Below are 21,347 nucleotides of genomic sequence, written 5' to 3'. Positions count from 1 at the left end.
AGGCTCTCATGGCTTCAGTTTTTTCAGGCCGCGCCGGGCGACTGGCGGGCATATGGGCGGCCGACCAGGCCCAGAACAATTACAACCAGCAGCAGGGCACGCTTGCCGAGGGGCGCGACAACTCGCTCTCAGCGATCGATTCCGGGCGGACATCGAGCCTGGCGGCGCTGGGCCAGGGCTATGGCGCCGCCGTTCCCGAATACCAGGCGGCGATCGACCGCTTCGACCCCTGGACTGAGGCCGGCAAGAGCGCGCTGACGACCTATCAGAACAGCCTCGGGCAGAACGGCGCTGAGGGCAATGCGGCGGCGGTCGCGCAGTTCCAAGCCTCGCCCGGCTACCAGTATCAGGTCGACCAGGCAACGGATGCGGTCGCGCGCAAGGCCTCGGCGCTTGGCGCGCTCGGCTCCGGCAACACCATGCAGGCGATCACCGATCGCGCCGCAAACCTCGCCAACCAGGACTATGGCGGCTGGCAGGACAGGCTCAACGGCCTGTCCAACACCGGTCTGCAGGCGACAGGCCAGCAGGCGAACATCCAGCAGGGTCTCGGCAACCTCTATGCCCAGCAGGGCCGCGACCAATCGAATGTCTACACGAACGCCGCCGGCCAGGAGGCCGGGATCTACACCGGCTATGCGAATTCGAATGCGGGCGCGCTCGGCACGCTCGGCCAGACCATCATCGGCGCCGGCACCGGCGCGCTGATGGCGGGCCAGACCGCGGCCCAGAACCGGCTCAATTTCGGCATGGGGCTCGCCAATCTCGGGGCGTCCCTGTTCGGCAGCGCCATGGGCGCAAAGAAGGTGGCTTGAGATGGCGCAACCCTGGAACCTCGGACCTCCCGTCGTCGATTTCTCCCCGCTCTCGAAATTGGGGGAGAGCTACAACAACGCCTATGACCAGGCGCGCAAGCGCCAGAGCCTCGCCGAGATCGGGCAGAGGCTCGACGGTTCGCCCGAGGGCTATCTGAAGGTCGCCCAGGGCCTGCTCGCGAGCGGCGACGCCAGGGGCGCGGCGAGCATCCTGGCGCTCAGTGAGAAGGCGAGGGCGCGTGGGCAGGCAAGCGACGCCGAGGCGAGCAATCTCATTGCGCCGGGCGCGTCGTCGGAGGACGAAGCGCAGGCCGCGTTTCCGCCGTCAACGCCCTCAGCCCCGGCGCAGCGCGCGTTCAATCGCCCGGTGCAAGTGGCCGAGACTGAAGCAGATGCGCAGCGCCTCCAAGCCGAGATGGAGCAGCGCAATGGCTTCGGCTATGGCAACCCCGCTTTGCCGGCCGGCATGCGTAACAACAATCCCGGCAATATCAAATATGCCGGCAACACGGCCTTTCCCGGCGTCCTCGGGCCGTCCCGAAATACCGACCAGGGCGACCCGCAAAGCGTGTTCAACTCGCCCGAGGCCGGCATGTCCGCCGCTTATGGCCTGGCCCTGCGCAAATACCAGGGCGGCAAGCGGACAGCCGATGAGCTGATCGCGGGCCGGAACGGCTGGACGCCGGGCAACAGCGCCGCCGCCGCCAACATCGCGCGCGCCATGGGCCTTGCCCCGAATGAGGATCTGCAACTGGCCGATCCGCAGCGGGCGCAGGCCTTTCTGCAGGCGCTGATCGCGCAGGAGCATGGCGCGGCCGGCGCTCGGTATCCTGCCGAGATGATCCAGTCCGCGGTGAATGGGGGGCTGGGTGGCTCTCAGCAGCAAGGGCGTGCGCAAGTCGCACAGGGGCAAATCGCGCCGACCGGCGAGCCCCGGCCTGTCTCGAGCCTCCCCGGCGACGACCCGGTCAGGCCGGCAGATGCGAGCAATACAAGCAGCACCGACAACGGTGAAACCGAAGAGGCAAAAAAGATTGGTGAGAGCGCCGGTAAGCGCGCCGGAGAGACCATGGCCGCCGCGAGTTCGGCGACGAAACAGCTGCTTCGTCTAGGCCAGATCGAAGCGCTCATGAAAAATGTCGAGACGGGCCGCCTTCAGCCAAACCGGATGAGCCTGGCGGCGCTCGGCAAGTCATTGGGTGTCAATGACAAATTCCTTGAGGCCATCGGGCTCAACCCAAAAGCGGTCGGTGATGCTCAAGCTCTTTCGGCCATCTCTGGTCGCATGCTCGCCGACATGATCGGGGCGGGCGGATCCCCCGCTAACAACCTCTCGGACGCTGATCGGGCGTTCCTGGTGGGGCCGCTACTGAGCCTCGCGAATGACCCGAGAGGCAACCAAATCCTGATTGAGGTCGCCAAGCGCACCGCGCAGATCGATATCGAGAAAGCTAAGGGCTGGCGCGAATGGAAGCGGGCGAACCCGAAAGGGTCATTCGACGATTATGAGTTGGAGTTCTCCGACAAGTTGGGCTCGCAGGATCGTTTCGCCGACCTCGCCAAGCGCGCCGAAGCGATAGGGGCGAAGGCTCCAATCGCGGCAGGTGAAGGCTGGCACGATCTCGGCGATGGCATCCGCATCAGGCAGAAGCAATAACCATGGCAATTTTTGAAGTCCAAAGCCCGGACGGCTCGGTCTATCAGATCGAGGCGCCCGATCAGAATACGGCTATGGCCGGGTTCCAGAAATTCAGCGCCGGGCAGGCTGCGAAGCCGAGCACCGCTGATACGGCCGCTCGATTTGCGGTGAAGGGCCTGACGTTCGGCCTCTCTGACGAGTCCTACGGGCTCACACAGGGCATCAAGGGCCTGTTCACGGGCGACGGCTTCGTTAAGGGCTATGATCAAGGCGTTCAGGAATACCGCGCGCGAGACAAGGCCGCAAAGGAAGCCAATCCCATCACCGCGACCGCAGCAGAGATCGCAGGCGGCATGGGGACAGGGCTCGGAGCCGCAAAGGCGGGCCTTACGCTGATGAAGGCGGGCATGACCCTTCCCGAGCTGATCGGCGCAGGGATTGTGGAAGGCGGGGGATATGGAGCCATTCATGGGGCGGGAAACGCAGAGGGTGGCGCGCCGGAGCGGCTGCAAGGCGCGAGCGAGGGCGCACGATCCGGCGCATTGGTGGGCGGCGGCGTCCCTGTTGCAGCCCGTGGTGTCGGGGCAACCATCAACACGATGCTTACGCCGATGGCCACTCCGCCCGGACGGCAGGCTGCCGTTGACAGCTTGACCCGCGAAGGCGTCCCGCTAACAGCCGGACAACGCTCGGGCTCAAAGGCTTTGCAATATGGCGAGAGCTTCTTCGGGGATGCCCCTCTTGCTGGCGGTAGAGCCACCCGCGCCATGGAGGCGCAGGGTGAAGCCTTTACCGATGCAGCGATGCGGAAGGCTGGAGCATCCGGACGCGCCACGCCAGAGAACATTCAGGCGAGCGTCGACCGTATCGGCAAGGAGTTCACGGATCTCTCTGCGCGAAACACGATGCAGGCCGACAGGCAGCTGGGCTCCGACCTCGGCAATGTTCTGACGCGCTACGATCGGCTGCTGGAACCGCAGCAAAAGCAGATCCTCGGCACTATCGCGACCGATCTCGTCGACCGTATCAAGGCCGGCAACGGCACGCTTCCGGGCGCAGAATACCAGGCTACCCGGTCCTGGCTGTCCACCGCATCCCAAAACGAAGGCAACAAACACCTTGCCGGCGCCCTGAAGGGCATGCGGGACGCCCTCGACAACTCCATGATCCGGTCGCTCTCGCCGGAGGATGCTGCTGCATGGCAGAGCGCGCGTCGCCAGCACGGCAACATCAAAGACATTGCCGATGCGGCGGCCGGCAATGGCGAGAATGCGGCAGCCGGCCTGATCACACCTCAAGCCCTTCGGCAAGCGGCCGCGACGGGCAAGAACCGCGAGGCCTATGCTCGCGGCCAAGGCGACTTTGTGGAACTGACGCGTGCCGGCAATCAGGTCATGGCGCCCCTACCCAATGCGGGCATCGCTCAGCGTGGGTTGAGCCTCGGCCAGGCCGGCGCGCTTCTTGGCGGCAGCACGGGCATGACGGACCTATTATGGGCCGGTATCGCTGCTCTGGGGCCGGCAGCGGCGGGCCGCATCATCATGTCGCCGATGGCGCAGGCCTATTTCGGAAACAAGGCCATGTCGCCATCCGCCCGCGCTGCGATCGAGGGACAGCTGCGAGCGATGATCGAAGGCGGGGCTCAAACTCAGTCGCCGCGCCTGCGGGAGCCATAGTACTTTTCCCAAAACTCTCTGAGCAGCAATGCGCCGACGCCGCCGAACAGCATCCATTGGACTCGTTCGGGAAGTATCAAGGTCAGCCCGTATAGCGCCCCGTATAGGGTCGCCATCGTTGCAATGCCGAGGACTACAAGGACAATCACGCTAGAGCCCCCCGCTGTGACCGGCGATCCCAAGCGCTCAGGGCGAGCAAGATCGCGATTCCAATGGGGATGCCGGTCAGCACATCCTCAGCGCGCTGCGGCAATTGCGCGTCGCCCCATCTCACGAACCACGCGAGCGGGATGATGATGGCGAACAGCAGCCCGGTTTTTATTACTCGGATCATCTTAGGAGCCTACCATGTCAGTTGACCTGGCCATCAGGTTTTGCATTCGCGGCGAGCATGCGGCCGAGCGTCGTGTGAAGTTCACGGGCTGATGCCCACACACGGAATTTCGCCGATCAGGCGTGGCGCGGATCTCAGGTCGGGGTCAACCACCTCGGGATTCTCGGGCAAGGCTATAACTCCGTTGCGAGTCTGCGAAACTCCTACGGTCCTGCCGCAAGGTAGAGCACGGAGTCCACGGCAGACCCTGCCAACTCCCCGGCTGTTTCAACCAATCCAAGCCTCCCCCAAGCCGCCCTGGCCAGGCGGCTTTTTTATGAGGAGCCGCGATGGCCAAGGAGTACCGGAATAATGGCTGAGCTTCGTCCTTACCAGCCGGGCTGGCGTGACCAGCTTGGCCAACTGCTCATGGGTAACGAGCGGGCCTCGCCCGTGCGCCGCCGCTTCGTCTCGGGCCTGCTCGGTTCGGCGGGGCTAGGGCAGACCGGCATGTCGCTTGTCGACCTGACGCCGCTGGCTGCGCCGCTCTCCGCCAATGAGGCGTACCGGGACTACCAGGATGGGAATTACACAGGCGCTGCGCTGAACACGCTCGGAACCGTTCTGGGCGCCGCGCCGGCACTCGCGGTGCTTGGAAAAGGGGCGAAAAACCTAGCGTCCAGAAGCGTTTCGCTGTACGATCCTCCGGTCAAGCCGCCGCGGCCTTTCGCTGCCGATTACCCCGCCGGAGCACCCGCCGATGCAAGAGGAAAACTCACCCACACCATCGACGGAGACCCCATCACCGCCCGCTATGTCGTGGGCCGAACGGAAGGTGGCGGAGGGGACGTGGCGCTACCGGGTGAAGCACTGGACGAAATCGCAAAGGCGGGAACTGGCGAGGGCATTCGTGTTCTTCCGCAATCCGCCCTCGGACGTGACGTGGGTAGGGCGGTATTCAGACCAGATGGAACACCAAAAGAAATAGCGATCTCAAGCAAGCTGACGCCGGGTCAATCTTCGAAGGTCGCCGCTCATGAGGTCGGACACCTCATTGACCAGATGGCAAGTGAAATACCGACTGCTGGCCTATCACGAGAACTGACGCCGCTTTACGACGCGCTCAACACCGGGCGCGAGCGCGCGAGCAACTTCATGCGGCCGCAGAACTTGAAATATACCGGCGATGACATTCCGCGCGAGTATATGGCTGAAGCCATCCGCGCCTACATGGCTGATCCAAATTACCTCAAGACGGTCGCGCCAAAGACGGCCGCCCGCATCCGTGAACACGTCAACGCCAATCCCAAGCTCAATCGGACGGTCCAGTTCAACTCGATCGCGGCACCTGTGGCCGGCGTTGCTGCCGGCGGAGCGGTTCTTGCTGGCTCAGACGATGCGAAGGCCTCGCCCATGGCGTCTGAACCTCCTCCCGGCGCTGTCCTGAGCGATGAGCCTCCTGCCGATACGGGCAGCGGACCGCTTGTCGTCACGGTCGCCCCGAACCGCGGACAGGGCAACGGCCTGCGGACCCTCAACAATGTGCTGGCCGGCGGGGACGGTCTTCGCTCGGCTGCGCCAGGCGGCGGCGCGTTGGCAAGGCTGGGGCAGAATGCGCTGTCGCAGCGGGAGCTCGACGCAGTCGACGAGCCGACCCGCCAACGCAGCCCCCTCTACGCGCAGGGCGCAGCCCCCATGGAGCCCGCCAGCATGCTTGGCTCTCAGGCGATCCTGGGCCTTGGCGCCTCAACCTTGCTGCGGCCACGCCCAGTGCGGCCGGACGAAAGCCTGGAAGAGCAGCTGCTGCGGGTCTTGAGAGAGGGCGGGGCCTAGGGCGTTTTCGAGCGAAGTGGAGACCGGTTCGCGTGAAGACACTGCGTTAAAACAAAGAGCTAGGGCTGTTGAACGATCCAAACGGATCGTAAACTGCTCTAGCTGTGAGCTCTCAATAGGTTGTCCATCCGGTCCCGAGCGAGGAAGCTGAGGTTGCGAAGCTTCAGTATCCCTCGGGGAGGAACCGGATGAACATCCACAAGAATGCCCGTCTGACGCGGCTGGGTCGAGAGCGGATTACGCGGATGGCGGCCGATGGGCGCAGGCCCGCCGAGATCGCGGTCTGCGTCGGCGTCAGCCTGAAGACCGTCCATAAATGGATCGAACGTTTCGCCGCCGGGGGCGTAGCGGGTCTGGCCGACCGCTCGTCGCGGCCCCACCGTCTGCATCGTCCGACGCCTGACGACAAGATTGAGCAGATCATCGCGCTGCGGCGCCAGCGCCTGAGGGGTCAGGCCATTGCCCGGCAGGTCGGCGTCTCGCCGGCGACGGTGAGCCGGATCCTGCGGCGGGCGCGATTGAGCCGGATGCGCGACCTCGAGCCGGCCGAGCCGGTGCGCCGTTACGAGCGCGCCCATCCCGGCGAGTTGATCCACATCGACATCAAGAAGCTCGGCCGCATCGACGGTGTCGGCCACCGCATCACCGGGGACCGAACCCGCCAGAGCAACCGGCGCGGGCGCGGCGAAGGCCTCGGCTGGGAGTTCGCCCATGTCTGCATCGACGATGCCTCGCGGCTCGCCTTCGTCGAGATGAAGCCGGACGAGAAGGCGCTCAGTGCCGTCGCCTTCCTCAGGGCGGCGGTGGCCTATTACGAACGCCTCGGCGTCACCGTCACCCGCGTCATGACCGACAACGGCTCATGCTACAAAGCCTTCGCTTTCCGCGACGCCTGCCGCGATCTCGGCCTGCGACACATCAGGACCAAGCCCTACACGCCCAAGACCAACGGCAAGGCCGAGCGCTTCATCCAGACCGCTCTGCGCGAATGGGCCTATGCCAGGCCCTATGACCACTCAGACCGACGAACCGAAGAGCTGCCGCGCTGGCTCCACCACTACAATTGGCATCGACCACATGGCGGTATCCAGGCCAAAACCCCAATCAGCAGACTCGCTCTCGACGAGGACAACCTGTTGAGGCTCCACATCTAGCCGTCGCCACGCTCGATATAATCGCTCCAGAGCCAGGCGACGCCTATTCCGATCATGCCGGCGGCAATGAGCGCCATGCGTCCACTCGGCCATCCGCCATCAAGGATAGGGCGAAACAGCCATGCTCCCGCCGCGATCAGAGCCAGGCAGATGATCAGGCTGATCAGACGGCGCAGGACGAAAAATCTCATCTCGGCAGAACCCCATGCGTATCGCCATCATTCACCACCTCGCCAAGCTGCTGGGCCTGCTGGTCGATCGCGAGGATCTCCTGCATGGAATCCATCAGGTACCTCGACACGGGAGGTTGCTAGGCCGCCGGTCAGAAATGTCGATCCTGCCGTAGCGTTGGGCGCCAAGTCCATATCAAATCTTGCCAATTCGCCGGCTGTTTCAGCCGATCCAAGCCCACCCCGAGCCGCCCTCACCGGGCGGCTTTTTCCATGAGGAGCCGCCATGGCCGGTGCTGCCTATCAGGTCAATGTTTCCGCTACCGATGACGAGACCTTCGCATTCACCTGCGAATGGAGGCTCGCGGACGGCTCCGATTTCCCGTGGGCTGACTACGCCTATGCCTATGAGCTGAAGCGCGACCGCCGTCCGGTCCTGTCGCTCACCGGCGGCGATGGCCTGGCTGTCGATTCCAGCGAAAACACCATCACCTTTCAGCCGCCTGAAGCGATGCGCCTCTGTGCCGGTCAATACCGGCATGGCTGCCGCATCACCCACACCGCAACCGGCAAGACGATCCAGGTCTTCGACGGTTCAGTCACCATTACCGAGGGGAATTTCTGATGCCCGATGTCAGCATCGTCGCGCGCGGACCATCGTCGCTGAGAATGCGGTTTCGCCCCGGCCTTGTCGGGCCACCGCTGGCGGAAGATGACTACGCCACGCAGGGAGAGGCAGAAGCCGGGATCGATACTGAGAAGGTCATGTCGCCGCTGCGTACCAAGCAGAGCATCCTGGTGAATGCCAAATCGGGAACCTGGCTTCAGAATGGCACGGGTGCGGTCGCGCGCACCATGGACGCCAAGCTGAAGGAGTTTTCGATCAGCGTGAAGGATTTCGGGGCGGTCGGCGATGGTGCAGCTGACGATACGGCAGCGATCCAGAGGGCGATCGATTTCGCGCAAACGTTCTCGGCCGGCGGCATCGTGTATTTCCCGCGCTCTGAGCCGTACTATCGCTGCGCCGGAACGCTGAATATCACAGGTCACGGTGTCACGCTTGAGTTTGAAACGGCGCTAACGAAGCTGGTGTTCGTCAACGGTGCGCTTGATTGCATCTCGGTCGATGGGACAAGCATTGGCAGCGCTGGCGTGTATAATATTACTATCCGAAGGGGACTGATCGACCACTCCGGCAAAACCGGCGGAACAACGATCAAGCTGTATAAGGCTAATAACGTCCTTCTCGATCGAGTTCAGGTAAATAACGCCTATCAGCCGTACGATTTTAATTTTGTAAACAACGTTATGACGTATTTCTGCCAAGCGAATATTGTAGAAAGCGGGCAGTTTGCGTTGCGCTTCAGAGCTCCCGGCGATGGGTCTGGCCGATCCGACGTGCTGACTATCATCAATTCGGTGCTCCAATGCGGCACGACTGGTGCGGACGGCATCGAATGGGACGGCGCGGCGCACACGCTGCGCATCTTCGGAAGCAGCATCATCGGTGCGCGCGACGCATTCGTTATCAAGAACACCGCCGCATCTGCGGCTAATTTTCCGTCGTTCCTCTACGCGTTTGATCTGGAGGTCGACGGAACGACCAGAAAAGTCATTTCCGCGAGCTCGGGGCGGCAGATCAATTTCACCAATTGCGATCTGTTCTGCCTGTCTTCCGCGAGCGGGCCCGTTATCGATGTCAGCCCTGACACCGGCGCATCGTATACGAGCAGTTGGCGGTTTGATGGCGGGCGCATCTCCGGCGGCCAGGGTGTGCTCCTGAGTTACAACGCCAAAAATCTTACCGTGGTCGGTGTTACCCTGGCCGGCGGCGCGAATGCCGGGAGCGGTTCCGCGCCAGCCATTGCCATCGGCGCAGTCGCGTCCGATATCCTGATCAGCGGCAACAATATCGGTTCGTATTGGGGCACGACGGTAAATCACAGTTATGCAGTTACCGTAGCGAGCGGAGCCGTTCGCGTGTTCGCGGATGGTAACAATTGCTTTGGATGCGTCACGGGAGAAATGCAGAACAACGCCTCCGGTTCAAGCATTCTGCTTGGCGGTGGCATTAACAGGCTAGGCGTAGCGACGAAATCGTTCCTCGGAACCGACGTTATCCGCACCACCATAGCGGGAGCCGTGCAGTATCAAATCATTAACGACGCCACTGGCGTGAGCGCTCAAGCCAAGTGGACTTTGTCAACGGGAACGGCGAATTCCTTCCGATCCGGATCAGTGATCGACAATTCGGGCGCGCCCTATTACGTCGTGAATGGCGGCGGCGCGATCACGATCGAATATAACGACGTTGACGCAAATATTTGGCGGTCCAACGCAGCGGTCGAGAAAGGCCGTCTGGACACATTGGGCTTCAAACTTCCGACCGGGCGCGCTTACTTCGTCAACAACATTCAAGTCGTCGGCGCTCGCGATACCGGTTGGACCGCGATGACGGGCACTGGCAGCAAGGCTGTGCTCGCGGCTGCGGCGGCAGGCACTGCGTCCGCCGCCTACACGCAGTCCGATCTGCAAAGCGCGCTCAACCGTATCGCGGCGCTCGAGGCGAGGCTGCGGTCTCTTGATGCCGCACTCTTCACTCACGGTCTGATCGGCGTCTAGTGTCCTGATTCCATATAGCCGAAAAGCTCTGATCGTTGCATTGGAGTTCCGACTATAGTGAGCTACGTTGCAGGCGATCCTCCACGACCGGGTAGTCATGTCCGCCTCAACTTCCAAAAAGAAGCCGCCCTTTCCCGAAATCTCGTTTGAAGACAGGCTGAAAGCAGCCGTTCAACTCATCGGTCCTCACGAGCAGCCCAATATCAATGCGCTATCTGAGATCGTGCGCAACCTTCCCGGCATCTGTTTTTCCGTCAAGAACATGGGCTACGAGCTGGCCAGGAGCTTGGCTGCAGGTTTGCCGGCTGGGAAGACGAGTGCACGTCACGTAGGCCTGAAATCGAAGGCGAGCACTCAGGCCGATCTGGAATCGGATTGGGCGCGGCACTGGTGCAATGAATTGGGAATGCGGCTGATCTTCCACCGAAAGGTCTGGGAGCTTGCCTACGCGATGCAGGCTATCTACGAGAACGGAATGATGGTTCCCGGCAAGCGAGGAGTTGGCTTCGGTTGCGGCGAAGAGGCATTGCCGAGCTATTTTGCGGCCAAAGGCGTCGACATCCTGGTGACCGATCTGGCGCCTGACGACGCGCGCGCTTCTGGATGGGCAAATACTGCGCAACACACCAAGGGACCGGATAGCGCTTTCCATCCGCATCTAGTCGATCGCAAGACCTTTGATGAGAAGGTTCGGCTGCGATATGTCGATATGAATGATATTCCGAGCGATGTTCGGGATTATGATTTTTGCTGGTCGATCTGCGCCCTGGAACATCTCGGTACGATCGAGAATGGCTTGAATTTTATCGAGCGCTCCCTTGATGTTCTGAAACCGGGGGGCTTGGCTATCCATACGACTGAATACAACTTCGCCCATGATGATCTGACGATTGATAACTGGGGCACGGTCCTATTCCTGCGGAAGCATTTTCAGCAGGTCTATGCTCGCTTGACGGCTCTCGGTCATCAATGTGCGCCGCTGGACCTGTCGGTCGGCAATAAGCCTATGGATAGATTTATCGACGTTCCCCCCTATGCGCACCAGATGAGTGCCGCTCTGGCGGAGGAATGGAACGAAAGCGTGGCTCACATGAAGCTGCTGGTCGACGGATTTCCTGCGACATGCTTCGGCATCATCATTCGTAAGGTGGGCTCTTAGGCAGCATCATAATTTGATGCTGCCGGGGAGCGGTTGGGCGCCCAATCCGCATTGGCTGGTACTCCGTCATGCGGCCGGAACAACGGTAGGCCGCTATTCTGGACATATTGGGCAACCAAATTGCTCGGGGCATGGCTTCCCAAAAGTTGCATTTCAGGTAGTTAGGTAGCATCAAATTTTGATGCTACCGGGGAATTGATGTCTACGACCACCACCTTGATGGCCCTGGTTGGCCTCCAACGGTCCGGAACGAATTACGTCAGCAACCTGATCCGGGAGCGGTTCGGGATCGATGTCATCGCGCAGTCGGGCGTCTGGAAGCACGCCTTCGTCAGCGAATGCGCCGACGAGATGGAGGGCAAGCGATTTCTGGTTGTCACGCGCCATCCGGTGATGTGGCTGCAGAGCTGCCTGCTTCATTCGCCGCGCGACCTGGTCACCCGGCGCACTGAGTTCTTCAAGGATGGCTTGGACAGCCCTGCATCCTTCGCCGACGTGTTCTCGCATTACTATAGCGGGTGGAGCGCGGTCTGCGCTGCGGGGCACGGGGCGCTCGTGTCTTATGAGGCGACCCTGGATAGTGGCGCTGATTATCTCGGCGGCATCATTGGGGTCGGGGCGGCCAGCAAATGCAGCGAGCATGTCACTTCGGTTCCGATGTCGCTGGCCTTCGCCCCGGAGGATGTCGAGGCCTACCGTCGGCTGGAGTGCTCGCTGGACAAGAGCATCGTTTTGGACTTCTGGTCCCGGCTCGACCCGGCATTGCCTGCGGAGCTTGGCTACGATCTGGAGAAGATCAGCTTCGTCGCCACCAAATCGGCCCGCAGCGTCGGATATCAGTTCCTGCAAGATCCGAGCAGGATCAGCGAGGCTGAGTTTCAGCAATTGCTGCTGGAAACCGATGGCCGGTTCGCGAATGACGGGTCGATCCTGGACATGCTGTCAGTCGAGCAGGCTCGGCGTGGCAACCAAGTTTCAGCCATGGCCCTCGGTAGCAAGGCGATATTCGCCTATCAGACGGCGATGGACCGCTTCGGCATGGACAGCGGAGCTCATACCTCGCAGATCTCGGCGATCGACCGCTTGATCGAACAGCTGTCGGCGCGGCGCGCTCAAACGCTCCAGAGCACGGTCGACTATTTCGCTGCTCGCATCGCGGAGGGCAGCCTGACGGCGACGCAGGATTCGGAAACCAGCTTCTATCTGAGTGATTGCTATCACAGGGGTGGTAATCTCGATAAGGCCATCGAGTATGGCCGGCGCGCGATCGCGCCGGCCTCGGACCGCAGCGCGGGAACCCTCATTGTCATTCCCTGGCTGTTCCACCATCTCGGAAGCCTCTTGGCGGAAGCCGGACTGCACGAAGAGGCTATCGCGAACTTCGCACGCGCGGCAGAGCTCGAGCCTCGGGAATACCGTTACCCGCTGCATGCCGCTCATTCTCAGACAGCCCTGGGCGACTACGACGGAGCCATTCGCTCCGCGCGATTGGTTTTGGCTCTGAACGCAGACCTGCCCGACGCCCGGCGATTGCTGGCGGGATGCTGTCACCAGAAGGCATCGGCTCTATTCAACGCGGGCGATCTCGCGAAGGCGGCACGCAGCAGCAGGCTTGCGGTCGAGAATGCTCCCGAGCACGCGGGCTATTCCTATTTTCTGGGTGAGATCGAACATCACCTGGGGAATGATGAGGCGGCGATCAAAGCGGCCGAGGTGGCGACAAAATGCCAGCCTGCCGAGGCTTGGCATTTTCACTTCCTCGGCCGGCTGCAGCTGAAGGTCGGCGACCATGCTAAGGCTGCCCGAGCATTCGCGAGCGCGCGCGAGCTAGAGCCTGAAAACCCAGAGCATGCGAGTGGGGTCGAGGATGCGGAGCGGCTTGCGAGAAGCGTTGCTGAGGCGGATGCTCCCTCATCCATCGTTGCTCTGGACAAGGCCTCCTAGGCCTACCTCTTCTTGATGATCAAACCGATTCAGCCGCCTCTGGGCGGCTTTTTCATGTCTGGATCCTCATAGACACGCTCGTTATGCGGACGGCGCCGGCGCCCAGCGGCGTGATCGATACCGGCGCCCGGATCGTGCTCCAGACCTTCCAACGCGGTCACGGCCTTGCCGCCAATGGCGCGCTGACGCCCGAGACGATCCAGGAGTTGCTGGACGCCGTGGCGCGCCGCCGAGCGCTCGGCTGCACCGATCATCTGACCGTTTCGATTCCCGTAAGCCCTGCCGCGCTCGCTCCCGCCTGCGCGCGGCTGGCGTTTCTCGCTCCCGTCCCGCATTGCTCTCCGGAGACAAGACCCATGTCTAGCTTCATCTTCGCCAAGGCCCTGAAGGCCGTCCTCGTCCATGAGGGCGGCAAGGTCGACCATCCCAGGGATCCGGGCGGGCGGACCAATCAGGGCGTGATCCAGCGCGTCTATGACGGCTATCGCGCCCGCAAGGGCAAGCCAAAGCGAGACGTCTATCTGATGGAGCCGGCCGAGCGCGACGAGATCTATCGCGCGCAATATTGGGACGCCGTGCGCGGTGACGATCTTCCGGCCGGCGTCGATTATGTCGTGTTCGACGGCGCGGTAAATTCTGGGCCGACGCAGAGTGTGAAGTGGTTACAGCGCGCGCTGGGCGGCGTGAAGGTCGATGGCGCGCTCGGCGAGGCAACGCTGGCCGCGGTTGCCGCGCATCCCGATCATAATGCGCTGATCGCCGCCGTCTGCGCGCGCCGCATCGCCTTCCTCAAGGCGCTGCGAACCTGGTCGACCTTCGGTAAGGGTTGGACGGCGCGCGTCGCTGGTGTGCGCGCCATCGGCCAGGCCTGGGCCTCGGGCAGCGTAGGCCCGGCGCCCGTCCATGCCGAGGGCGGCAGCGCCAAGGCGACGCTTGACCAGGCCCGGCCGCTGCGGGCCATGGCGGGCGGGGATGCCGCTATCGGCGGAGGCGTCGCGACTGGGGGCCTCGGCGGCGTGCTGCAGCAGGCGCGGGACGCACTCACGCCCCTTGCCGGCAACAGCACGATCATCGGCAACATCGTCGCGGCGCTCGTCATCACCGGCGCTCTGATCACGATCGGCGGCATCGGCTATCGCTTCCTGGCGCAGCGCCGGGCGGCCGCCCAGGCCGACGCGCTCGATCTTGCGGTGCCGGCGTGACGGCGGCCCTCGCTGTGCTCGCCGCGCTGCGCCGTGTGCCGTGGCAGGCCTGGGTCGTGGCGGCGCTTGCGCTCGGCCTCGGCCTTTATGGCTACGACCAGCGCCGCAAGGGGCAGGCCGAGGCGGCAGCCGAGATTCTGAAATCAAATGACACACTGAGGGGGAGGGCCGATGACGCGAGCCGCACGGTTGAGAATTGCACTGGCGCTTGGGACCGCACTCGCGGCCTCTGCCTGCCAGACTACGGCGCCGGTCGATAGGCCGTGCGGCGTGATCACCGACAGCTTGCTGTCGGTGCGCGGCGCGACGCCGGCTGACACAAGGCGCATCGACATCCATTTCGAGCGCGGCGTCGCCGCAGGCTGCTGGAGGCGTTGATGGGCGACATTCGATGCTGGAGCCCGTTTCAGTGACAACCGAAGCCCAAAACTATGACCGCCGGCTCGGGAAGGTCGAGACGGATATCCAGCTGCTCGGTGCGAGCCTCGAGAACCTCGGGCAGGATCTCAAGAGCTTCCGCAGGGAATGGTCGGAAAAGGCGGAAGAAGACCGCGCCGCCCATAAATCCGCCCGCCTGACCATGCCGCAGATCGTCGGCATGATCGGCACGGCGGTGGTGGTGACCTCGGTCCTGTTTGGCGGCCTGATTTTTCTCGTCAACGGACAGATCGCCACGGTGCGGCTCGATCTCGCCTCGCAGCTCGCGCAGGTGACGCTCTCGGTGCGCGGGCAGGGCGATGCCATCACCGCCTTGAACACGGCCCAGCAGCAGGCGCAGCGCGACATGGCCGCCGACCGGGTCAAGCTCGGCCTGGTCGAGCAGAGCGCCGCCATGAGCAGCCGCTTCATCGACCAGGCGCAGGGCTTCGACGCGGTCATGGCCCGGCATGAGGAGCGCCTGCGGTCGCAGGATGAGCGGATGCGGGCGCACGAACAGCTCTTGCGCGAGCTGGTGGTGCGACGGCCTGCGCCGCCGTGATCGGAATGGCGGGCCTTGAGTCCAGATCGCCGGAAAGAGGCCCGGCTTGAGAGCGTGCCGGGGTCTCGGACTTTACGTCAGTGTAGGCTAATTTTGGATTTTGTGGAACGTAATCGACCTCAAAAGGTTGCTAACCAGGAGGGTCATTATGTTTTCCAATAGAGCTAACCTTGGTTTAGCTGGCTCGGCGTCGATCAAATCTGTCTTGACTGGAGAGTTCATCTCGAACGTGTCAGAGGAATTCCGCCACGAGCGCGAAGTGGAATTTCTCTGCTCGCTTTCGCCCGATTGTCTGGAAGATATCCTGACCGGTTTCGGGCGCAGGGGAAGTCACCGCAGCATCACGGCGATCAGAGGGCCGGCCGAGGTCAGGTTCCTGCGAAGCCAGATCAGCCTGTTCCGGCTTCGCACCGATGCGGTGCCCGCGCTCGCCCGATAAGCCTCGCCAATTGGGCCACCTGTCCTTCGGGGCGGGGGCTTTTTGGTTGGCTGCAAGCAACTCAAGCGGCGGGCTTGGCTTCCGATTTGCCTAACGCGCTGGCTTCTCGTTGGGTGAGAGAGGCGCCATGTCGCCGCGCGGATTGATGGAGAAACTCAAGGCGGCGGTTGCCGCCGAATTTGTCCCCGGCCGCCTCTTTCGAGATGACTTCTCGGAGCGGATTTCGGCTGGAGGCCCATCTCCTGCAGGAACGGTGTCAGATTTTGATGAGCTTTCCCTCGTTGAGCAGGAAGCGAAGCGGCGATACGAGCTTCTCAACCCCGCTTCCGGATCTCGCTCAGTCGCTGGATCTGCGCCCGCAGCGCCACGACCGCCGCCTCGCCGCGAATGCTCTTGATGCCGCGCGCATCGCGATCGGTCGAGCCTGAGATGCCGTCCAGCATCACATTGCGCGCAGGGAGCGGCAGGCTGAGCAGATAGGCAACCTCGCATTCGAGCCGCCATTCCTCCGACGATGTCGAAACCTCGCGGCCGGCGAGATCGGACCAGGTCAATGATGGGGCAGGCATAGGCACAGGCGAATCTCCTTGAGGGCAGGAGACCTTACCTCCTGCGCGCCTGCTGGGCAGCTGTCGGGGCTGGCGATCCGCCGGGCCATGGCCTTCGCCTGCCCGAAGGGGAGGTCAGGCGATCGCCGCCGCGTAATCTTCCTGCTTCAGTATTCCGCCCCCGGCCGCGGAATGATTACCTAAGGTTGCGTTAACCATTCGGGTTGTGCACATTGGCATTCCCTGGAAGCCGCCACCTCATTTGCGGAGGCTGCCTTGCCGGTGACTTGAGCGTGGGGGGTGTGATGGCGTGGGTTCCTGGCGTTCGTCCGGCGGCTGCGCCGGCAAATCTTCCAAAGGCGTGGCGGACGCCGCCGGGGACGACGATCGTCGTCACCCGCAACACCGGCGCCGGGCTGCGGATCGGCGTCGCGGTTGCGGGTTTTGTCGCCTCATATCGCGCCAACGCATTTGCGGCCTGGTCAAACCCGCCTGACTCATCCCTGGATTTCAGGGTCTACATCGAAATCGGCACGCAGCATCAAGCGCATGCTGGCGTGCCTAACCTCAATGCCGGGCCAATGCCCTCTGGAAAATGCATTATCATCAGCGGAGCTCAAGCCGTACCTCTGAACAGCGGTATAGGCCCGGTCCTGGTCCATGCCCTGGCGGTCTACGCAAGACGGCATGGCATCACCTGGATTCGAACGGGAATAACCGCCAATCCCTGGTGGTTCAATTTTCTCGGCGGTGATCCTTTGAATCCCGGCGGCGACTTCAACACCACGGCCAATGTGGAGCAGTGGAGCAGCGGCCGTGCGGCCCACCAGGGTTGGGCTATCGCGCCGGTCACGAACCATCATTGGTGACGCTTGCATTGGCGACGCTTGGGTGACGCCTGGGCGGCAGTCGGGGGCGTGATCAGCAATGACTGAAAGAAATGGTGGGCGACACAGGGATCGAACCTGTGACCACTCCCGTGTGAAGGGAGTGCTCTACCGCTGAGCTAGTCGCCCGCACCGGCGCTTCTCCTAGTCGGCGCGCGCCGTGGCGTCAAGAATGCCAGGCGTTAAGAATGCCAAGCGTCACGAATGCCAAGTGTCACGAATGCTTGGCGTCACGAATGCATGGGCACGCAGCCGAGCGCTTGTTCGCCGAGCAGTTGCCGCACCGCGCCGGGCAGGGCGTCGAAATGCTGGATCACGAGATCGGGCTCCAGCGTCTCGATCGCGACGTCGGTATAGCCGAAGGGCACGCAGATGCAGGGAATGCCGGCGGCCTTGGCCGTGGCGATGTCGGTGCGCGAATCGCCGATCATCACGGCGCGCGCCGGATCGGCCTTGGCAGCCTCGATCGTCAGGGTCAGGTGGCGCGGATCGGGCTTGTGGAAGGGAAAGCTGTCGCGCCCGGCGATGGCCGCGAAACGTCCGGTGATGCCGAAATGGTCGAGGATCAGTCGCGTATGCAGGATCGGCTTGTTGGTGCAGACCGCGAGCGCATAACCCTCGGTGGCAAGCGTATCCATCGCCTCCAGCACGCCGTCGAAGAGATGGCTGTTGGAGGCCGTGTCCTGCGCATAGATCAGCAGGAAGTCCTCGAACAGGCGCTCCAGCGTCGCTTCATCGAGCGGGCGGCCGGAGACGCGGAAGCCGCGCTCGATCAAAGCCCGGGCGCCGGCGCCGACCAGTTCGCGGGCGCGATCGAGCGGCAAGGCAGGCAGACCCTCGCGCACCAGAATGATATTGAGCGTGCGCATGATGTCGGGCGCGGTCTCGGCGAGCGTGCCGTCGAGATCGAACACGACGATGGCGGGCAGACTCATGGGCAGGTCTCTCTCCGAGCGCGGGGGATCACGGGATGCATCGCTGGCTGTGTAGAGCCTCTTAGAGCATAGGCCCGAAAAGTGGGAACCGGTTTTCGGGACAAGCCGATGCGGGATCAAAACCCTGAGAGTCTGTCTCGAAACTCGCTCCGGTGAGTCGGCTGGCGCAGAAAGCCGTGTCAGATGGCCGCCGGAGTAGAGTTTCGGGACAGACTCTCAAGGCTGCTTCGGAAAGGCTGCGTGCCGCACTGATGCCGCTCTGTCCGCAAAAGCGTCGTCGATGGTGATATCGTCTCGCCGATTCGCTGGAAGGAATGCTGCGGTGTCGAACTCCCTGGAAAAGCTGGTGCGCCTCGTGGCGGCCTCTAGCCTGTGCATCGCGGCGGTCGGGCCGGCAGTCGCTGCCCCCTTCGAATTCGCGCCGGCGCCCCAGACCGATCTCAACCGCGTCTACCGTATCGACAAGGCGACAGGCGAGGTCGGGGCCTGCCAGTTCCAGCTCAAGGAAGGCGGTGTCGGCATGACGATCTGCTTTGGGGCGGGCGAGGGGGCCGGGCCGCAGGCGCCCAGCGACTACCAGCTCGTGCCGTCGCGGCATGAGCGCGAGGGCGGCATCTTCCGCGTCAACATCCGCACCGGCGAGATGAGCATCTGCTACGTCTTCGACGACAAGGTGGTCTGTACTCCCCAAGCGAAATAACTGCCCCAGGCGAAATAACCGCCCCAGGCGACATAATCTGCCCAGGCGACATAACCCGCTATTTGCCGGCCTGTATTGAGCCGATGATATCGGCGTCATGCGGCATTGGCCGTCGGCATGTGCCGTCGCGCTATGCTAAACGAACGGCTCCCGCGATCTTCCCTCGAGATTTGTCATGCTCAAGCTCAACGACCCGTCGCTCCTGAAGTCGCAGTGCTATGTCGATGGCGCCTGGATCGGCGAGGGCGTCGACGCGGTCGACAACCCGGCGACGGGCGTGGTGCTGGCCAAGGTGCCGCGCTTCGGCGCGGCTGAGACGACGGCGGCTGTCGAGGCAGCCTCGCGCGCCTTCAAGCCCTGGGCGAAGAAGACCGCCAAGGAGCGCTCCGTCATCCTGCGCAAATGGTTCGAGCTGATCATGGCGAACCAGGAAGACCTCGCCCAGATCATGACCGCCGAGCAGGGCAAGCCGATCACGGAAGCCCGCGGCGAGGTCGCCTATGCCGCCTCCTTCGTCGAGTTCTACGCGGAGGAAGCCAAGCGCATCTATGGCGAGACCATTCCCTCGCCCTTCCCGAATTCGCGCATCATCATCCAGAAGCAGCCCGTCGGCGTCTGCGCCGCGATCACGCCATGGAACTTCCCGGCCGCGATGATCACGCGCAAATGCTCGCCCGGCCTTGCCGCCGGCTGCACCTTCGTGGTCAAGCCCGCGCCAGATACGCCGCTGACCGCGCTCGCCTTGGCTGAGCTCGCGCAGCGCGCGGGCATTCCCGCCGGCGTCCTCAACATCGTCACCGGCGATGCCAAGGAGATCGGCGGCGTCATGACCTCGCACCCCGCCGTGCGCTTCATCGGCTTCACCGGCTCGACGCCGGTCGGCAAGCTCCTGATGCAGCAGGCCGCCTCGACGGTGAAGAAGGTCGGGCTGGAACTGGGCGGCAACGCGCCCTTCATCGTCTTCGACGACGCCGACATCGACGCCGCCGTCCAGGGTGCGATCGCCGCCAAGTACCGCAACATGGGCCAGACCTGCGTCTGCACCAACCGCCTCTTCGTCCAGGACGGCGTCCATGACGAATTCGTCGCGAAATTCGCCGGCGAAGTCGCCAAGATGAAGGTCGGCAATGGCGTCGAGGTCGGCGTCGTGCAGGGGCCGCTGATCAATGAGCGCGCGGTCGAGAAGGTCGAGCGCCACGTCGCCGACGCCGTCGCCCATGGCGCCAAGGTCGTCGTCGGCGGCAAGCGCCATGCGCTTGGCCGCACCTTCTACGAGCCGACCGTGCTTTCGGGCGTCACCACCAAGATGCTGGTGACCAATGAGGAGACTTTTGGCCCGGTCGCCCCGGTCTATCGCTTCAGGACCGAGGACGAGGTCGTGGCGATGGCGAACGACACGCCCTTCGGCCTCGCCGCCTATTTCTACTCCAAGGATCTCGGCCGCGCCTTCCGTGTCGCCGAGGAGCTGGAATACGGCATGGTCGGCATCAATTCGGCGATGCTCGGCACCGAGGTCGCGCCCTTCGGCGGCGTCAAGGAATCGGGCCTGGGTCGCGAGGGCTCGCTCCATGGCATGGATGAGTTCGTCGAGATCAAGTACATGCTGATGGGTGGGCTGGGCGCTTGACCGCCGATGAGCTGAAGAAGCTGGCGGCGGCACGGGCGCTTGAGCTCGTGCGCCCCGGCATGCGGCTCGGCCTGGGCACGGGCTCGACGGCGAAGCATTTCGTCGATCTGCTCGGCCAGCGCGTCGCTGCCGGGCTCGACGTGATCTGCGTCGCGACCTCTGAGGCGACGCAGGCGCAGGCGCTTGCGCTCGGCATTCCGATGTCGACGCTGGACGAGACGCCGGAACTCGATCTCACGGTCGACGGGGCCGACGAGATCGATCCGCAATTGCGTCTGATCAAGGGCGGCGGCGCTGCACATCTGCGCGAGAAGATCGTCGCGGCCGCGTCAGCGCGGATGATCGTGATCGCCGACGACAGCAAGCTCGTTGAAAAGCTCGGCCGCTTTCCGTTGCCGATTGAAGTCGTGCCCTTCGGACTGGAGGCGACGCGCCGCGCCGTGGCCAGGGCAATCGCCGGCTGCGGCTCTGCCGGTGAGCTCGTGCTGCGCAAGCGGCCCGATGGCGCGACTGTTGTCACCGACAACGGGAACTACATCCTGGACGCTCATTTGGGCGTGATCGAGCAGCCCGAGGCCTTGGCGATTGCGCTCAACCAGGTTCCCGGCGTCGTCGAGCACGGGCTCTTCATCGGCCTGGCGTCAGGCGCCATCCTGGCGGGCGCCGACGGCTTGCGCCTGCTTGGCGCGACCGGGTGATTCCCAA

20 protein-coding genes and 1 tRNA gene are annotated in these 21,347 nt (G+C 63.3%); 17 read left to right on the top strand and 4 right to left on the bottom strand.

Going from position 1 to position 21,347, the window contains the following annotated elements; all coding sequences use genetic code 11:
- Positions 1-8 precede the first annotated feature (8 nt).
- From RMR04_RS18835 to RMR04_RS18815, 5 genes are all read left to right on the top strand, one after another.
- Positions 9-815 carry a hypothetical protein gene (locus RMR04_RS18835; protein WP_311909857.1) on the top strand — a complete coding sequence of 269 codons (807 nt, stop codon included), beginning with the start codon at positions 9-11 and terminating at the stop codon, positions 813-815.
- 1 nt (position 816) lies between these two features.
- Positions 817-2,472: a hypothetical protein gene (locus RMR04_RS18830; protein WP_311909856.1), complete on the top strand. Its 1,656-nt coding sequence runs from the start codon at positions 817-819 to the stop codon at positions 2,470-2,472.
- Between the two features lie 2 nt (positions 2,473-2,474).
- Positions 2,475-4,130, top strand: a complete 1,656-nt coding sequence (locus RMR04_RS18825) for a hypothetical protein (RefSeq protein WP_311909855.1) — start codon at positions 2,475-2,477, stop codon at positions 4,128-4,130.
- Positions 4,131-4,815: 685 nt separating this feature from the next.
- On the top strand, positions 4,816-6,276 hold the full coding sequence (locus RMR04_RS18820) for a hypothetical protein (protein ID WP_311909854.1): 1,461 nt from the start codon (positions 4,816-4,818) through the stop codon (positions 6,274-6,276).
- Between the two features lie 188 nt (positions 6,277-6,464).
- Positions 6,465-7,430, top strand: coding sequence for an IS481 family transposase (locus tag RMR04_RS18815; RefSeq protein WP_311909853.1), 966 nt, complete (start codon positions 6,465-6,467; stop codon positions 7,428-7,430).
- Here RMR04_RS18815 and RMR04_RS18810 read toward each other — a convergent pair.
- Positions 7,427-7,621 carry a hypothetical protein gene (locus RMR04_RS18810; protein WP_311909852.1) on the bottom strand — a complete coding sequence of 65 codons (195 nt, stop codon included), beginning with the start codon at positions 7,619-7,621 and terminating at the stop codon, positions 7,427-7,429. The two genes, RMR04_RS18815 and RMR04_RS18810, sit on opposite strands and share 4 nt — an antisense overlap.
- 265 nt (positions 7,622-7,886) lie before the next feature.
- Here RMR04_RS18810 and RMR04_RS18805 point away from each other — a divergent pair, with 265 nt between their 5' ends.
- The 8 genes from RMR04_RS18805 to RMR04_RS18770 all read left to right on the top strand — a co-directional run bounded on the left by RMR04_RS18805 (position 7,887) and on the right by RMR04_RS18770 (position 15,945).
- On the top strand, positions 7,887-8,225 hold the full coding sequence (locus tag RMR04_RS18805; protein ID WP_311909851.1) for a hypothetical protein: 339 nt from the start codon (positions 7,887-7,889) through the stop codon (positions 8,223-8,225).
- Entirely contained in the window at positions 8,225-10,222 is a 1,998-nt protein-coding gene (locus RMR04_RS18800; RefSeq protein WP_311909850.1) for a glycosyl hydrolase family 28-related protein, read from the top strand. The genes RMR04_RS18805 and RMR04_RS18800 overlap by 1 nt, the downstream gene beginning before the upstream one ends.
- Positions 10,223-10,289: 67 nt before the next feature.
- On the top strand, positions 10,290-11,381 hold the full coding sequence (locus RMR04_RS18795) for an SAM-dependent methyltransferase (protein WP_311909849.1): 1,092 nt from the start codon (positions 10,290-10,292) through the stop codon (positions 11,379-11,381).
- 198 nt (positions 11,382-11,579) lie between these two features.
- On the top strand, positions 11,580-13,325 hold the full coding sequence (locus RMR04_RS18790; protein WP_311909848.1) for a tetratricopeptide repeat protein: 1,746 nt from the start codon (positions 11,580-11,582) through the stop codon (positions 13,323-13,325).
- An 83-nt stretch (positions 13,326-13,408) separates the two neighbouring features.
- Entirely contained in the window at positions 13,409-14,527 is a 1,119-nt protein-coding gene (locus RMR04_RS18785) for a glycoside hydrolase family 108 protein (RefSeq protein WP_311909847.1), read from the top strand.
- Between the two features lie 171 nt (positions 14,528-14,698).
- Positions 14,699-14,905, top strand: a complete 207-nt coding sequence (locus RMR04_RS18780) for a hypothetical protein (protein ID WP_311909846.1) — start codon at positions 14,699-14,701, stop codon at positions 14,903-14,905.
- 31 nt (positions 14,906-14,936) lie between these two features.
- Positions 14,937-15,506 (top strand): hypothetical protein, encoded by a 570-nt coding sequence (locus RMR04_RS18775; protein WP_311909845.1) that lies wholly within the window; start codon positions 14,937-14,939, stop codon positions 15,504-15,506.
- A 148-nt stretch (positions 15,507-15,654) separates the two neighbouring features.
- A complete protein-coding gene (locus RMR04_RS18770; protein ID WP_311909844.1) occupies positions 15,655-15,945 on the top strand; it encodes a DUF7696 family protein in 291 nt (96 codons plus the stop codon).
- 314 nt (positions 15,946-16,259) lie between these two features.
- Here the strand turns inward: RMR04_RS18770 and RMR04_RS18765 are convergent, their stop codons facing one another.
- Positions 16,260-16,520, bottom strand: coding sequence for a DUF7696 family protein (locus RMR04_RS18765; RefSeq protein ID WP_311909843.1), 261 nt, complete (start codon positions 16,518-16,520; stop codon positions 16,260-16,262).
- A 278-nt stretch (positions 16,521-16,798) separates the two neighbouring features.
- Here RMR04_RS18765 and RMR04_RS18760 point away from each other — a divergent pair, with 278 nt between their 5' ends.
- Complete coding sequence (locus tag RMR04_RS18760) at positions 16,799-17,362, top strand: hypothetical protein (RefSeq protein ID WP_311909842.1); 564 nt, start codon at positions 16,799-16,801, stop codon at positions 17,360-17,362.
- Positions 17,363-17,434: 72 nt separating this feature from the next.
- Here the strand turns inward: RMR04_RS18760 and RMR04_RS18755 are convergent.
- Together RMR04_RS18755 and RMR04_RS18750 are read right to left on the bottom strand one after the other, a co-directional pair.
- Positions 17,435-17,509 (bottom strand) — tRNA-Val (locus tag RMR04_RS18755).
- A 101-nt stretch (positions 17,510-17,610) separates the two neighbouring features.
- The gene (locus RMR04_RS18750; protein ID WP_311909841.1) at positions 17,611-18,315 is read right to left on the bottom strand and encodes an HAD family hydrolase; all 705 of its coding nucleotides are present in this window, start codon (positions 18,313-18,315) and stop codon (positions 17,611-17,613) included.
- Between the two features lie 343 nt (positions 18,316-18,658).
- On the opposite strand from RMR04_RS18750, the gene RMR04_RS18745 reads away from it, so the two are divergent.
- From RMR04_RS18745 to rpiA, 3 genes are all read left to right on the top strand, one after another.
- A complete protein-coding gene (locus tag RMR04_RS18745; RefSeq protein WP_410492275.1) occupies positions 18,659-19,015 on the top strand; it encodes a hypothetical protein in 357 nt (118 codons plus the stop codon).
- Positions 19,016-19,190: 175 nt separating this feature from the next.
- Positions 19,191-20,642, top strand: coding sequence for an NAD-dependent succinate-semialdehyde dehydrogenase (locus RMR04_RS18740; RefSeq protein WP_311909840.1), 1,452 nt, complete (start codon positions 19,191-19,193; stop codon positions 20,640-20,642).
- On the top strand, positions 20,639-21,340 hold the full coding sequence (rpiA, locus tag RMR04_RS18735) for a ribose-5-phosphate isomerase RpiA (RefSeq protein WP_311909839.1): 702 nt from the start codon (positions 20,639-20,641) through the stop codon (positions 21,338-21,340). Before RMR04_RS18740 ends, rpiA begins: the two co-directional genes overlap by 4 nt.
- Positions 21,341-21,347: the final 7 nt, after the last annotated feature.

It is taken from the genome of Bosea sp. 685 (genome assembly GCF_031884435.1).
Lineage (GTDB): Bacteria > Pseudomonadota > Alphaproteobacteria > Rhizobiales > Beijerinckiaceae > Allobosea.
This window is presented reverse-complemented; position numbering and strand designations above follow the sequence as displayed.

Excerpts from the sequence above, each read along its gene's own strand:
- RMR04_RS18830 (WP_311909856.1), top strand. The coding sequence starts at position 817 with ATGGCGCAACCCTGGAACCTCGGACCTCCCGTCGTCGATTTCTCCCCG.
- RMR04_RS18750 (WP_311909841.1), bottom strand. The coding sequence starts at position 18,315 with ATGAGTCTGCCCGCCATCGTCGTGTTCGATCTCGACGGCACGCTCGCC.
- RMR04_RS18780 (WP_311909846.1), top strand. The coding sequence starts at position 14,699 with ATGACGCGAGCCGCACGGTTGAGAATTGCACTGGCGCTTGGGACCGCA.
- RMR04_RS18810 (WP_311909852.1), bottom strand. The coding sequence starts at position 7,621 with ATGAGATTTTTCGTCCTGCGCCGTCTGATCAGCCTGATCATCTGCCTG.
- RMR04_RS18805 (WP_311909851.1), top strand. The coding sequence starts at position 7,887 with ATGGCCGGTGCTGCCTATCAGGTCAATGTTTCCGCTACCGATGACGAG.
- RMR04_RS18835 (WP_311909857.1), top strand. The coding sequence starts at position 9 with ATGGCTTCAGTTTTTTCAGGCCGCGCCGGGCGACTGGCGGGCATATGG.
- RMR04_RS18785 (WP_311909847.1), top strand. The coding sequence starts at position 13,409 with ATGCGGACGGCGCCGGCGCCCAGCGGCGTGATCGATACCGGCGCCCGG.
- RMR04_RS18740 (WP_311909840.1), top strand. The coding sequence starts at position 19,191 with ATGCTCAAGCTCAACGACCCGTCGCTCCTGAAGTCGCAGTGCTATGTC.
- RMR04_RS18800 (WP_311909850.1), top strand. The coding sequence starts at position 8,225 with ATGCCCGATGTCAGCATCGTCGCGCGCGGACCATCGTCGCTGAGAATG.
- RMR04_RS18825 (WP_311909855.1), top strand. The coding sequence starts at position 2,475 with ATGGCAATTTTTGAAGTCCAAAGCCCGGACGGCTCGGTCTATCAGATC.
- RMR04_RS18815 (WP_311909853.1), top strand. The coding sequence starts at position 6,465 with ATGAACATCCACAAGAATGCCCGTCTGACGCGGCTGGGTCGAGAGCGG.
- RMR04_RS18770 (WP_311909844.1), top strand. The coding sequence starts at position 15,655 with ATGTTTTCCAATAGAGCTAACCTTGGTTTAGCTGGCTCGGCGTCGATC.
- RMR04_RS18760 (WP_311909842.1), top strand. The coding sequence starts at position 16,799 with ATGGCGTGGGTTCCTGGCGTTCGTCCGGCGGCTGCGCCGGCAAATCTT.
- RMR04_RS18820 (WP_311909854.1), top strand. The coding sequence starts at position 4,816 with ATGGCTGAGCTTCGTCCTTACCAGCCGGGCTGGCGTGACCAGCTTGGC.
- RMR04_RS18790 (WP_311909848.1), top strand. The coding sequence starts at position 11,580 with ATGTCTACGACCACCACCTTGATGGCCCTGGTTGGCCTCCAACGGTCC.